At 74.2% G+C, this 15,044-nt stretch carries 5 protein-coding genes; all 5 read left to right on the forward strand.

Translation table 11 applies throughout. From position 1 onward, the window contains the following. The first annotated feature begins 74 nt into the window (after nt 1–74). The 5 genes from KHP12_RS50200 to KHP12_RS50220 all read left to right on the forward strand — a co-directional run bounded on the left by KHP12_RS50200 (nt 75) and on the right by KHP12_RS50220 (nt 15,028). Nucleotides 75–11,498: a non-ribosomal peptide synthetase gene (locus KHP12_RS50200; protein ID WP_211834816.1), complete on the forward strand. Its 11,424-nt coding sequence runs from the start codon at nt 75–77 to the stop codon at nt 11,496–11,498. Then, the gene (locus KHP12_RS50205) at nt 11,495–13,372 is read left to right on the forward strand and encodes a class I adenylate-forming enzyme family protein (protein WP_244203081.1); all 1,878 of its coding nucleotides are present in this window, start codon (nt 11,495–11,497) and stop codon (nt 13,370–13,372) included. The genes KHP12_RS50200 and KHP12_RS50205 overlap by 4 nt, the downstream gene beginning before the upstream one ends. Continuing rightward, nucleotides 13,369–14,136 (forward strand): hypothetical protein, encoded by a 768-nt coding sequence (locus KHP12_RS50210; protein WP_244203082.1) that lies wholly within the window; start codon nt 13,369–13,371, stop codon nt 14,134–14,136. The genes KHP12_RS50205 and KHP12_RS50210 overlap by 4 nt, the downstream gene beginning before the upstream one ends. Nucleotides 14,137–14,233: 97 nt before the next feature. Then, entirely contained in the window at nt 14,234–14,449 is a 216-nt protein-coding gene (locus tag KHP12_RS50215; protein WP_086883781.1) for an MbtH family protein, read from the forward strand. Nucleotides 14,450–14,611: 162 nt separating this feature from the next. Beyond that, the gene (locus tag KHP12_RS50220; protein ID WP_086883782.1) at nt 14,612–15,028 is read left to right on the forward strand and encodes a hypothetical protein; all 417 of its coding nucleotides are present in this window, start codon (nt 14,612–14,614) and stop codon (nt 15,026–15,028) included. Nucleotides 15,029–15,044: the final 16 nt, after the last annotated feature.

The following is a 15,044-nucleotide window of genomic DNA, read 5'->3' on the forward strand; positions in this document are numbered from 1 at the left end:
CTTGATCGACACGGACACATCGGACGGCGGTCGTCGGCATGCCGCCGACGGGACGGATGGGGACCCTCACTCATATGCCTGACAACCCTGCCGAACTGCCGCTCACCGACGCGCAGCTGGGGGTATGGCTCGCCGAACGCGGAGGGTTCGGCGAGCCGGGCGCGTACCAGTGGGCGGAGTACCTCGAGCTGGACGGCCCGGTCGCCGTCGACCTGCTGGCGACCGCGGTCGGCAGGACGGCCGCCGACTGCGAGGCGGTGAACGTCCGTATCGAAGCGGCCGGTTCGGCGGCCCCCGTGCAGTGGCTCGTCGCCGATGTCGAGCACGTCGTCGAGACGGTCGACCTGCGGGAGACGCCCGACCCGGATGCCGCGGCGCTGGAGTGGATGCGGGCGGCCATGGCCGAGGCGGGAGGCTGCGACGCGGGGCCGTTGTTCTTCGGCGCGGTGCTGCGCGTGAGCGACGACCGCACTCTGCTGTTCCACCGGGTCCATCACATCGCCCTCGACGGGGCGGGCATGGCTCTGTTCGCCGAACGGGTCGCTGAGGTCTACAGCCATCTGTGCGAGGGCAGCCCGGTGCCGCCAAGCGGCTGGAGCGGGCTTCGGGCGCTGGTCGACGCCGAGAAGGCATACCGCGGCTCCGCCGAGCACGACGCGGACGGCGACCGGTGGAGGGAGCGGTTGGCGGGCCGGTCGCACTTCCCGACGCTCGGAGCGGGTCCGGCGGCGGCGTCGGACCGGTCGCTGCGCGCAGGCAGGGACGTGCCGGCGGCGGAGTTCAACGAGCTGAGGGACGGCGCGCGGCGGCTCGGGCACCGCTGGACCCGGCTGTTCACCGCGGCCACCGCGATCCAGTTGCACGCGATGACCGGTGACCGGGACGTCGTCCTGAGCCTGCCGGTCGCCGGCCGGTCCGCCGAACTCGTCCGCCGCGTCCCGGCGATGACGGCCAACGTCCTGCCGCTGCGGCTCCGCGTCGACCCGGCCGCGTCCGTCGGCCGCCTGCTCGACGAAGTGGCCGAAGAACTGCGGGCGGTACGCCGGCACGAGCGCTACCGGGGCGAGCGCCTGCGCCGGGAGGTGGACTGTCCCGACGACGGCCGCAGGTTCTTCGGGCCGGTCCTCAACATCCAGCGGTTCGACCGGCCGCTGCGCTTCGGTTCGGTCACCTCGACCGTCCGCAACCTCCAGGCGCCGCCGTCCGAGGACCTCTCATTCTTCGCGCACGACCGCGGTGACGGCGAACTGCGCCTCGACTTCGACGTCAACCCCGCCAACCACGGCGAGGAACTCCTGCGAGGCGTCGCCGACCGCTTCCCGCACGTGCTGAGGCAGGTGGCGCGGGCCGAACGCGACACACCCCTGGCACGCATCGCGACCACCACCACGGGGGAGCGCCGCCGTCTCGTCGCCCTGGGCACGGGCGCGCCCACCTCGGCCGCGCCCGCCGACACCGCCGTCGGCCGGTTCGCGGACCGGGTACGCCGTACCCCGGACGCCTTCGCGGTGCGCTGCGCCGGAACGGGTGAGCGGCTGACCTACCGCGAACTGGACGGGCGTGCCGCTGTGTTGGCGGGTGCGCTGGTCGCCGCCGGTGCGGGGCCGGAGCGCACTGTCGTCCTGCTTGTGGAACGCTCGGTGGATCTGGTCGTCGCCGCTCTGGCTGTGGTGCGGGCGGGCGCGGCGTACGTACCCCTGCACCGGGACGACGCGTTGCCCCGGCAGGAGGCCGTCCTGTCCGACGCGGACGCGCGGCTGCTGGTCACCGACCGGCACACCGGGGGCGACGCCATCGTGACGTACGCCCGCGACCGCGGTCTGCGCCTGTTGGACGTACGAGCCGGCTCCGACGCGGCCGCCGATGACGCGCCCGCCGGGACCGGGGCGTCACCGGACGCTCTCGCCTGCGTGATGTTCACGTCCGGTTCCACGGGCCGGCCCAAAGGGGTCGGCATCACCCAGGGCGCCCTGGCCGGGCTCGCCGCCGACCGCTGGTGGTCCGAGGGCGGCGCGGACAGGGTCCTGCTGCACTCGCCGCACGCCTTCGACGCGTTCAACCTGGAGCTATGGGTGCCGCTCCTGACCGGCGGCGAGGTGGTCGTCGCCGCGCCGGGACATCTCGGCCCGGCCGAACTGGCTCGGACCGTGGCGGAGACCGGGGTGACCGGGCTGTGGCTGACCGCGGGACTCTTCCACGCCATCGCCGCCGAGGACCCGGCCTGCCTGGCCGGTGTTCGCCAGGTGTGGACCGGAGGGGACGTGGTGTCCCCGGACGCCGTCCGCGCGGTGTCCCAGGCACTGCCGCAACTCACCGTCGTCAACGGCTACGGGCCCACCGAGACCACGGTCTTCGCGACCCGGTACGCGGTCCCGGAACTGCCCGCGGACGCCGTGTCCGTCCCCATCGGCGGCCCGCTGGACGGCAAGCGGGTGCTGCTTCTCGACGACGCGTTGCGGCCCGTGCCGCCGGGGTCGGTGGGGGAGCTGTATCTCGGGGGAACGGGGGTGGCGCGCGGTTACGTCGGGCGCGCGGGCGCGACCGCGGAGCGCTTCGTCCCCGACCCGTCGGGGCCGCCGGGGGCCCGCGTCTACCGCACGGGCGACCTGGCCCGGTGGAGTGCGGACGGTCGGCTGGAATTCGCCGGTCGCGCCGACGGACAGGTCAAGCTGCGCGGTCACCGGATCGAGACGGGCGAGATCGACGCGGTGCTACGCGCCGACCCGCGGGTCCGGCAGGCCGCGACCGTCGCACAGGAGCACCCGGGAGGGCGGCGGCTCGTCTCCTACGTGACCGCGTCCGGCGGTGCGGCGGACGGCCTCGACACGGTGGCACTGCTCGACCGGGCGCGGGACCGGCTGCCCGCTTACATGCTGCCGGCCGCAGTGATGGTCGTGGACCGGCTGCCCCTGACCCGCAACGGCAAGCTGGACCGGGCCGCGCTGCCCGCGCTCGAGTCCGCGGTCGCCGCTCGTAGTGCCGGAGCGGGCTCGGCCCCGCGCACGCCCGCCGAGAAGCTGCTCGCCGGGCTGGTGGGCGAGCTGCTCGGCGTGCAGGACGTCCCGCTCGACCAGGACTTCTTCCGGCTCGGCGGGGACAGCATCCAGGCGATCCAACTCGCGGCGGCGGCGCAGCGCGCCGGTCTGGCGATCACCACCCCGGACGTCTTCCGCACCCCCACTGTCGCCGGACTCGCCGCCGCACTCGCGGACGAGAGGCTCCCCGCACACCGGATCGCCCTGGACGACGCGGACGACTCCGCGTTGCCGCTGACGCCCGTCATGCACTGGCTGCGCGAACGCGGCGGCACACTCCACGGGTTCGTCCAGTCCCTGACCGTACGCACCCCGGTGGGCATTACCGGGGAGCAGGTCCGCGCGGTGGTGCAGGCCCTCGTCGACCACCACCCCATGCTGCGGCTCTCCCTGACCGTCACGGGCCCGATCTGGTCGCTGGAGGTGCTGCCCACCGTGCCGGTCGAGCTGAACCGGCCGGGCCCGCCGACCGACCCGGAGCGCGGCCGGATGGTGCACGCGTGCTGGTCGGACCCCGGACCGGGGGCGGCGGGTGCGCTGACCCTCACGGTGCACCACCTCGCGGTCGACGGGGTCTCCTGGCGCATCCTCCGGGACGACCTCGACACCGCCTGGGACGCGGTACGCCGCGGCCGGACCCCGAGGCTGCAACCGACCGGGACGTCCTTCGCGCAGTGGGCGAAGGCGCTGGTGGGGTACGCCCATCACCCGGCCGTGCTCCACGCGTTCGCCCACCAGCCGCCGGAGCCCGTGGAACCACCGGTCGCCGCGCGCCCCCTGGATCCCGCGTCGGACGCCGAGGACACCCGGCGCCGCCACACCGCCACCCTGCCCGGCGCGCTCACCGCGCGCCTGCTGAGCGACGCGACCGCGGCTTTCGACTGCTCGGTACAGGACCTGCTGCTCACCGCGTTCGCCCTGGCCGCCGCCGACTGGCGGGGCGGGCCGGACGCGCTCCTGGTGGACCTGGAGGGCCACGGACGTGAGGAGTTCGCGGACAACCTCGACCTGTCCCGTACGGTCGGCTGGTTCACCACCCTGTATCCCGTGGTACTCGACCCCGGCTGCTCCTGGGCCGAGGCGCGGACCGACCCGATCGCCCTGGACGGCGCGGTCGCTCAAGTGCGCTCCCGCACCCGTGATTCCGGCCGCGCGGGACTGACCCACGGTCTGCTGCGCTATCTCAACCCGCAGAGCGCTCCCGCTCTCGCCGACCGTCCCACGCCGCAGTTCGCCTTCAACTACCTGGGCCGCTTCGGCGTCGGCGGCGAAGGCCCCTGGTCGGTGCTGGCCGACGTGACCGCCGCCGGGACCGCCTCGGATGACGGCCTGACGACCGCGGCCGGGCCGGCCATGAGCCACGCCGTCGAGCTGGACACGGTGATCACCGACCGCCCGGACGGGCCCGAGCTGGTCGCCCACTGGTCATGGCCCGGCGGCCTGCTCGACGCGACGCGCGTCGCCGGCCTGGCCGAGCGGTGGTTCGACGTCCTGGGCGCGCTGGTCGGCCGGGCCCGGTCCCGTGCCACCGGTGAACTGCCGCTGCCGCCGCTGGCCCAGGGCCTGCTCTTCCACTCGCTCTACGACCACGACGGGGTGGACCCCTACCTCGTCCAGTTCGTCTTCGACCTCGACGGGACACTGGACGCCGCCGCGTTGCGGGACGCGCTGCACCGCCTGCTGCGCCGCCACCCGCAGCTCTCCGCCGGTGTCCGGCCCGGTGCGTCGGGCCGGCCCGTCCAGGCGGTGGTACCGGGCTCCGCCGTGGAGTGGCACGAGAGGCCCGCACCGGAGGACCTGGAGGACTTCCTCGCCGCCGACCGCCGGCGCCGCTTCGACCTCGCCGACCCCCCACTGATGCGCGCCGCGCTGCTGCGCAGGTCCGCCGACCGGCACACCTTCGTCCTGACCACGCACCACCTCCTGGTCGACGGCTGGTCCATGCCAATCCTCGTCCACGAACTGTTCTCGCTCTACGCCGGTCACCCGCTGCCGCCCGCCACGCCGTACCGCGACTTCCTCGACTGGCTGGCCGCAAGGGACGCCCGCGCGGACGAATCGGCCTGGCGCGCGCTGCTGGCGTCCGTGGACGGCCCGACCCTGGTCGGCGGCCCCGGCCGGCGTGGCGCGACCGGGGCACGTCGCCGCACGACCGCCGAGCTGGACCCCGAGTCCACCGCCCGCGTCGAGGCCCTGGCGCGGGAAGGCGGCCTGACGACGAGCGTCGTCGTGCGACTGGCCTGGGCGGTCCTGCTCGGCGCCCTGACCGGCCGGGACGACGTGGTGTTCGGCGCCACGGTCTCCGGCCGGCCCGCCGAACTGCCCGGCGCGGAACGGATCGTCGGCCTGCTGATCAACACGGTCCCGGTCCGGGTCCGCCTCGACCCACACCGGCCGGTCGCCGACTGCCTGGCGGACCTGCGGGCCCAGCAACTGTCCATGCTCGACCACCAGCACGCCGACCTGACGACCCTGCAAACGGTCACCGGGCACGCCGAACTCTTCGACACCGTCGTCGTCTTCGAGAACTATCCGGTCGACGACGAGGAACTGGCCACCCTGGTACCCGGCCTGAAGCTGCGGGAGGTCCAGGGCCGCGACGGCACCCACTACCCGCTGACCCTGATCGCCGTGCCCGGCGACCGACTGCGGCTCCAACTCGACCACAGCACCGACCTGTTCGACGGCGACGCGGCCGGCCGTCTGCTCGACCGCCTGCGCGCCGTCCTCGACCGGATGGCCGACGACCCGGCGGCACCACTGGGACGCGTCGACCTGCTGCTGCCCGACGAGCGCGCCGACCTCGAAGCCCCCGCCCCCGCCCCGGACCGGGACACCGGGCCGGCCACGCTGACCGCCCTGTTCTCCGCGCAGGTGCGCCGCCGGCCGGCAGCCCCGGCCCTCACCCACGGCGGCACCACCCTGTCCTACGCGGAACTCGACGCGCGCGCCAACCGTCTCGCCCACCTTCTGATCGAGCGCGGCGCGGGACCGGAGCGCCTGGTCGGCCTGGTGCTGGAGCGTTCGGCGGACCTCGTCGTCGCGATCCTGGCAGTGCTGAAGTCGGGAGCGGGCTATCTGCCCCTGGACCCGGCGTACCCCGAGGAGCGCATCCGGGGGGTGCTCGCGGAAGCCGGCCCCGTGCTCGTCGTGACGGGTGTCCCGCTGCCGGTCCCGCACCCGCAGATCCTCCTCGACGGCCCCGACACGGCCGCCACCCACCCGGCGCACCCGCCCGCCATGACCGTGGACCCCCAGGCGGTCGCCTACGTCATCTACACCTCCGGTTCCACCGGCCGGCCCAAGGGCGTCCTGGTCACCCACCGCAATGTCGTACGGCTGCTGGCCGCGACCGACGAGCGGTTCCGGTTCGACGCCGACGTACACGCCCTGTTCCACTCCTACGCCTTCGACGTCTCCGTCTGGGAGATGTGGACCGCTCTCGGCCGCGGCGGGCGGCTGGTGGTGGTGTCGGACGACGTGGCCCGCTCGCCCAGGGACCTCCTGGCGCTGCTGCGCCGGGAGCGAGTCACCGCCCTGAACCAGACTCCCTCGGCCTTCTACCAGCTCCTGCGGGCCGAGGAGGAGGCCGGCGCGGACGCCCTGCCCGACCTGCGGGTGATCGTATGCGCGGGGGAGGCGCTGGAACCGTCCCGCGTCCGCTCCTGGCACGGCCCGGGCCGGCCCGCCCTGGTCAACATGTACGGGATCACCGAGACCACCGTCCACGCGACGTACACCGAGCTGACCGACCCCGAAGAGACCGCGAGCGTCGTCGGCACCGCGCTGCCGGACCTCCGCCTGCGGCTGCTGGATCACGCGCTACGACCGGTGCCGCCGGGCTGCCCCGGCGAGATCCACGTATCCGGCCCCGGCGTGACCCGCGGCTATCTGGACCGGCCGGCGCTCACCGCGAGCCGGTTCGTCCCCGATCCGTTCGGCGCGCCCGGTACCCGGATGTACCGCTCCGGGGACCTGGCGCGGCAGCGACCGGACGGCACGCTGGAGTACCTCGGACGGATCGACCAGCAGGTGAAGATCCGCGGTTACCGGATCGAGCCCGGAGAGATCGAGCGCGTCCTCGAACAGCACCCGGCCGTGGAGCGGGCCGTGGTGCTCGCCGACACCGGCACCGACGGCGGCCGCCTGCTCTGCTACGCCGTCCCGGCCACGCGGCCGGCCGGGACCGGCCCGGCCGAGACGCCGTCGGCCGGGGAACTGCGCGCCCACGCCCGCACGGTGCTGCCCGCGCACATGGTGCCCGCCTTCGTCGTCCTTGTCGACGAGATCCCGCTGACCGGGAACGGCAAGCTGGACCGCGCCGCCCTGCCGCGCCCGCAGACCGCCCTGCCGGTGAGCCGCGGGCCGGAGAACCCGCAAGAACGGCTGCTGTGCGACCTGTTCGCCGAGACCCTGGGACTGGCCGAGGTCGGCGCCGAGGACAACTTCTTCGACCTCGGCGGGCACTCGCTGCTCGCCACCCGTCTGATCAACCGGCTGCGCGCGGAGACCGGCCGCGAGCTGAGCATCCGCACCCTGTTCGACGCCCCGGTCGTCGCCGACCTGGCACGCCACCTCCCGGAGGGCGCCGCCGTGGCTCCCGCCCGGGCGGCCACCGCCCCGCGACCGGAGCGTGTACCGCTCTCGCCCGCGCAGCGGCGGCTGTGGTTCTTCGACCGGTTCGCCGGCCCCAACTCCGTGTACAACATGTCCTTCGCCGTCCGGTTCACCGGGCCGCTGCGGGTGGAACCCCTGCGGGCGGCCCTCGGCGACCTGCTGGACAGGCACGAGAGCCTGCGCACCACCGTGGTGGAACACCACGGCGAGCCGTACCAGCGGATCCGCGACGCCGACGGCCTGCCGTTTCAGACGGTGGTCACCTCGGAGGCGGAACTGCCCGGACTGCTCGCCGCCGCGTCCGCGCACGTCTTCGACCTGGAGACAGAACTCCCGGTCCGCGCAGTGCTCCACGAGACCGCGCCCGAGCAGCACGTACTCCTGCTCCTGATGCACCACATCGCCGCCGACGGCTGGTCGCTCGGTCCGCTGGCCCGTGACCTGTCCACCGCCTACCGGGCCCGTGCCGCGGGCGACACCCCGCGGTGGACGAGCGCACCCGTGAGCTACGCGGACCACACGATCCGCCTGCTCGACCGCGACCCGGACACCGGCGTCGACCACTGGAGGCGGATCCTGTACGGCGCCCCGGAGGTGCTGCGGCTGCCGCTGGACCACCCCCGGCCGCCGCTCTCCGCACACCGCGGGGAGACCGTCCCCTTCACACTCGACGCCGCGCTGCACGCCCGCCTGAACCGGCTCGCCGCGACCACCAGGACCAGCCTGTTCATGGTGGTGCACACCGCGGTCGCCGCACTGCTGCACCGGCTCGGGGCGGGTGATGACATCCCCGTCGGCACACCCGTCGCAGGACGGCACGACGCCGCGCTGCACGACACCGTGGGCTGCTTCGTCAACACCGTGGTGCTGCGCACCGACCTGAGCGGCGCGCCGACGTTCGCCGAACTCCTCCAGCGGGTACGCGCCACCGACCTCGACGCCTTCGCACACCAGGAGGTCCCCTTCGAGCGGGTGGTCGAGGCCGTCAACCCGCCGCGCTCCCTCGCCGCCCACCCCCTCTTCCAGGTGATGCTGGCGTTCCAGGACACCCCGGCGGCCGAGTTCGACCTGCCGGGCCTGCGGACGGAACCGGTCGCCGTGCACGGCGGCGCCTCCCGGATGGACCTGCTGTGGAGCATGCGGCAGCACTACACGGACCACGGTGGCGAGGCCGGGATCGAGGGTCTTCTGGAGTACGACACCGAACTGTTCACCCCCGCGTCCGCGCGCCTGATGCTCGCCCGCCTGGAGAGGCTGCTCCGCGCGGCCGTGGCCGATCCTCAGCTCCCCGTCGCCGACTTGCCGGTGCTCGTCGACGGCGAGTACGAGCGGCTGACCGGGCAGGGGAGCGGCACCGACCGCGAGACGCCCGGCACCACCGTGGCGGCGCTCGCCGCGGCCCAGGCACACCGCACCCCGGAGGCACCCGCTGTCCTGCACGGCGACACCGTGCTCAGCCACCGGGACCTGGCCGAGCGGGCGGAACACCTCGCCGGGGCACTCCGCGCGCACGGCGCGGGGCCCGGCGCCCTGGTCGCCGTGGTGCTGCGCCGGGGCCCCGACCTGCCCGCCACCCTCCTCGCCGTCCAGGCGACCGGCGCCGCCTACCTGCCCGTCGACCCCACCCTGCCGACCGAGCGCGTCACGGCGCTCCTGACCGACGCCCGACCCCTCCTCGTGGTGCGCGACGCCACCGGACCCGCCGCCGAACCCGTTGTCACGACCGGGGCGGCCGAGCCGCTGCCGGTGCCACCGGACACCGCGTACGTCACGTACACCTCGGGCTCCACCGGGCGGCCCAAGGGCGTCGTCGTGCCACGGGCCGCGCTGGTGAACCTGCTGCTCGCCCTGCGCGAGCAGCTCGCGGTCGGCCCCGACGACCGGATGCTGGCCTCCGCACCCGTCGGCTTCGACATGTGCAAGCCCGAGTTGTACCTGCCGCTGATCACCGGCGGTGCCATGGTCCTCGCCGACCTGGACGCGCTGCGCGACCCCGACCAGCTGTGCGCGCTGCTCGACCGGCACCGCGTCACCGTGATGCAGGCGACCCCGTCGCTCTGGCGGACGCTCCTGGCACGACGACCGCGACAACTGCGCCACGTGCGCGCCGTGGTCGGCGGCGAGGCGGTCCCCGGGGAACTCGCCGGTGAGCTGGCCGCCGCCACCGCGTCGCTGCTCGCCTGCTACGGCCCGACCGAGACCACCGTCTGGTCCGCCACCCACCCGGTCGGCGCGCGGACCGACGGCACCGTGCCGCTCGGCCGACCGCTGCGCAACACCCGCGCTTACGTCCTCGACGGCCGGCTGCGCCCCGTCCCCCCGGGCACGAGAGGCGAGCTGTACCTGGCCGGCGCGGGCCTGGCGACCGGCTACCTCGGTCGCCCCGGCCTGACGGCCGCCCGCTTCCTGCCGGACCCCTTCGGACCGGCCGGTCGGCGGATGTACCGCACCGGCGACCTCGCGTCATGGAGCCGCGACGGGGTGCTCCGCTTCCACGGCCGGACCGACGACCAGGTGAAGATCCGCGGTCACCGCGTCGAACTCGGCGAGATCGAAGCCGCGCTGGGCGGGCATCCGCAGGTCACGGCCGCCGCAGTCGCCGTGCACGACCGCAGTGCCGATGACCGCCGGCTCGTCGGCTACGTCACCCCCGAAGACGTGGATCTGGGCGCGGTCGGGGCGCACCTGACCCGGCACCTGCCGGACTACATGGTGCCCGGCCGGCTGCTCGCCCTGGACCGGCTGCCCCTCGGCGTCAACGGAAAGCTGCTGCGCGACCAGTTGCCCGAGCCCGACTGGGCGGCCGCCACCGGCGCCGAGCCGCCGCGCGATCTCCGTGAGGATCTGATGTGCCGCCAGTTCGCCGAGGTGCTCGCCGTACCGAGAGTCGGCCCCGAGGACAACTTCTTCGAACTCGGCGGCCACTCGCTGCTCGCCGCCCGGCTGACCGAGCGGGTACGCGCCGTCCTCGGCCTCGCACCCGCCCTCCGGAACGTCTTCGAGGCCCCCACCCCGGCCGCCCTGAGCCGATTGCTCGACGGGCCGCCGACCGCGTCCGCCCCCGCACACCTCGTGCCCTTCCGGGCCACCGGAGCGGCCGCGCCGGTGTTCTGTGTCCACCCGCTGAGCGGGATGAGCTGGAGTTACGCCGGCCTGCTGCGGCACATCGGCCGGCACCACCCGGTCCACGGCATCCAGGCCGAGGGCGCCGGGGGAGTGGCGGACCTGCCCGGCACGATCGAGGAGATGGCCGAGCGCTACCTGCGGCTGCTGCGCACGGTCCGCCCGTCCGGCCCGTACCACCTGGTCGGCTGGTCCTTCGGCGGACTGGTGGCGCACGCCATGGCGGTCCGGCTGCGGGAACTCGGCGAGCCCGAAGGGACGCTGTTCCTGGTCGACGCCGTCGCCGCCACCGGGGCCGGGCCCGCCGAGCCCATCGACGAGCACCGTGTGCACCGGCTGCTGCTGACGGCCGCCGGGTTCGACGACGACCGCCTCGCCCCGGAGACCCTCGACTTCACCACCGTCTCGGCACTGCTGCGCCGCGAGGGCAGCCTCTTCGCCCGCCTCACCGAGGACGACATCGCCCGCGTCATCGCCGTCTCCCGGCACAACGACGCCCTGCTGCGCGCCTACCGCCCCCCACGCTACGCGGGCGCCACCACCTACATCGAGGCCGCCGGCGAACCCCGGCGCGCGGCGCCCACGCACGAACTGTGGCGGCCGTACGCCGGCGGCGAGCTGACCGTAGGGCACGTCGACGCACGACACCACCAAGTGATGCAGCCCCAGCACGTGGACGCCGTCGGCGTCCAGCTCGCCGAAGCCCTCGGGAGGGCCCGTTGACCGCCACCGAGGACGCGATGTACGAGGCGGACAGCGCCGCACTCGACGAACTGCCCGCAGGAGCAAGGGTGGTGATCAGGCTTCCAGGCGGCCACCGCCTCGCGAACGTCCTGATCGGCTGCTTCGACCGGGGACTCGTCGCCGTCCCGCTGCACCCGCGGGCCGGGGACGCGGACCTCGCCGCGGGCGCCGCCCGGGTCGCCGCCACGGCCGTCGTGGACGTCCACGGAGTCCGGCCCACCGGACTGCCCGACGCGCACCCGACGCCCGAAGCCCCAGCGCTCATCATGTTCACCTCCGGCTCCACCGGCCCGCAGAAAGGGGTCGTGCTCAGCCGCCGGGCGGTTCTCGGCAACGCACGCCGCACAGCGGTCCTGCACGGCATCACACCGGACCGCCCGCACGGCACCTGCCTGCCGCTGTACCACTGCAACGCACTGGTCATGTCACTGCTCGGCACCCACCTCACCGGCACGCCGCTCACCCTGCACCCCGCCTTCGACCCGGCCGGCTACTTCGCCGCGCTGGACGCCTCGGGCGCCAGGACGGCCTCCATCGTCCCGGCCCTCCTCGCGGACCTGGTCGAGGCCGCTCCCGCGTGGCCCGACAGGCTGGATTACCTGATCACCGCCGCGGCTCCGCTCACCGCCGACCTGGCCCGCCGCTTCCACTCCCGCTACGGCCCGAGGCTGCGTCAGGGCTATGGCCTGACGGAGGCGGTCAACTTCAGCTTCACCATGCCGCTGCTCGACGACACCGACTTCCGCACCCACTACCTGGAGCGGACACCCCCGGTGGGCGTACCACTGCCCGGTACCGAACTCCACCTGGAATCCGGCGAGGTCTGGATCAGAACGCCTGACCTGATGACCGGCTACTGGCAGGACCCGCGCACCACCGCCGCCACCGTCACCGACGATGGCTGGCTGCGGACCGGCGACCTGGGCGAGCTCCGGGACGGGCTCCTCGTCCTGCGGGGCCGCGCGGGCGAGCGCATCAACCGAGGCGGGGAGAAGCACCACCCCCTCGACATCGAGCACGGCTGGCGCCGGGCGGGCCTCACCGGCCGGTTCGCGGCGGTCGCGGTGGACGAGCCCACGCTCGGCGACGACGTCGCCCTCGTCGCGACGGAACAGCCGGTGCCCGAGGTCCGCACCCTGTACGAGCGATCGCCGCTGCGGCCCGCGGTCGTCCAGTTCGGCGGGTACCGGGCGACCGCCACCGGAAAGCCGCAACGCCGGGCGATGAGCCGGCCGCTGGCCGCCCGCCGCCTGGCGCCCGCACGGTACGACCGACTGCTGCGCCACGCCGCGGCCACCGCACGCCACCTCCTGGACTCCGGGACCGACGACCCGGCCCTGCGGTCCCTCGCCGAACACACCGCCGCCCGGCACGCCGGGACCGGGGACGACACCGTCCTGGCCGCCTACGACTTCCTGCGCGAGCACTGGCACGCCCCCGACGACGCGGAACTCGCCCGCGCCAAGGCGCGGTGGCGCGCGAAGCTGCTCGCCGCGTGGCCGCTCTCGGTGCACGGGGAACTGGCCGCGGAGCTGGCCGCCCGGCACGGCGTCGAGGAGGGGCCGGTGCCGTGGGGCGTCGAGACCCGCCTCGACGGCGGCGCACTGGTCCTCCTCCCGCACGGGCCCGCGCCGGGCGGCCCCGCCCGGCCGCTGGGCCCGCTGCTGTCCTTCCTCGACGTCCCCGGCAGCGGGGGAGCGGACCGCTGGGAGTGGCTGTCCCGGCAGCGGGACGGTGGAACATCCCTGACCGGCTGCTCGGTGCTCCGCGCCGGGCGACACGACGCGGGTGGCGTGCTCTGGGCGCGTCACCCCGGTTCCGGACCGAACGAGCACATGGGAGCGACAGGATGACGCAGCCCACCGAGACCATCGGCCGGATGAAGCGGTCGCCCGACCACGAGGACGAGATCCTCGACATCCGAGGCCACCGGGACCCCGACCGCAACCGGCTCACCCCGGTGGTGCAACTGCCCCCGGAGACCGCCCTGACCGTTGTCGACGCTCTGTCCGGCCTGGTCCGGGCGGCCCACCGGGGGGAGGGGGAGCGCCCCACACCGGCGGGCGAGCTGAAGCGGGCGCAGGTCTTCGAGGAGGGCGATGTCTTCATGCTGGAGCCGCCCTTCCCGGGCTTCTTCGCCGACCGCTACCTCATGGACTTCTACGACACCGCCGCACGCGACATCTGTTCGCGCATGCACCTGCACACCGGGCTGCGGTTCGTGCGGATGATGACCGGCCCGGACACCACGATCCGCGTGTCCAGCCTGTCGCCGATCACCGTCCGCCCCCCGACGGGACGCTTCGCACCGCTGTCCTGCTTCGCCGACGACCTGCCCGGCACCCCCGACGGAGTGCGCCGCGAGCGGCACAACGTGATCGTGCCGCCCAACGCCTGGGTGGACATGCAGATACCACGCGGAGTCTCACACCAGTTCAACGCGGTCGGTCCGAACGCGGTCATCGACTCGGTGCACCCGGAGGAGTCCATCGAGACCCTGCGGGAGGGGATGTCGGGCTACCGGATGATGGCGCAGACCATCTTCCTCGCCAGGGACAGGGGCCCCGCCGCCACCTGCGCCGACACCGGCGCGCCGGAGACGACCCCGCCACGCTGAGCCGTACAGGCCAAGCCCCACGGCCGCCGGACCGGCTTCTCCGCCCCGACCCCGCAGAGATTCTCCGCCCCGACCCCGCAGAGATCGGCAGGAAGACGTGAACCCCTTCGACGACCCGGACGGCACCTTCCTCGTCGTGGTCAACGACCAGAACCAGCACGCCCTGTGGCCCACCTTCGCCCCGGTGCCCGACGGATGGCACGAGGCGCACCCGGCCGCACCCCGGGACGTGTGCCTGGACCACATCGAGCGCACCTGGACGGACCTCGCACCCGGCGGCCCGACCCGGCCCGCGGATCCGGCCACCGGCTGAGCCGACCGAGCGGCCGGTGGAGCTGCTGGTGCGGCGCCTGAACGGCACCCGCACCGGGGATCCGCACCAGCACACCGCTGACTTACCGGTTCGATCCGTAGTACCATTCCGTTAGGTAGATCCGAGAGTGCTACGAGGGCGTCACGACAGGAGGGCCGTCGCATGCCGGCAGCAGGCGAGACGGAACGCGCTCCGAACATCGCCAAGGACGTATGGGACGCCGCAGGCCGCCGTGCCAAGAACGAAGGTCTACCCCTCATCTGGGTGGCCTCCCGAGCACTCACCGACTACGCCGCCGGGACTCTCGCGCTGCCGCGCACCTCTCCGAGCCCTGAGGCGCGCAACCGGCGAGGCCGCACCATCTTCACCACTGATGCCGTTTGGCACGCGGCCAACGAGCGCCGCACCAAGGACACGGTCCGGTCCATGTCCGCCCTCGTCGAGATTCTGCTGGACGCCTACGCCCGAGGCGAGGTCCACACCCACGCCCGCATGGTCACCACCGGCCAGCGCGATGCCCTCGCCGGCACCCCCGACGGCCCCACGGGCGCTGCGCGCTCCACACTGTCCGTAGCCTGACCGCCACCACCAAAGG

It is taken from the genome of Streptomyces asiaticus (assembly GCF_018138715.1).
In the GTDB taxonomy this organism is placed as follows: Bacteria; Actinomycetota; Actinomycetes; order Streptomycetales; family Streptomycetaceae; genus Streptomyces; species Streptomyces asiaticus.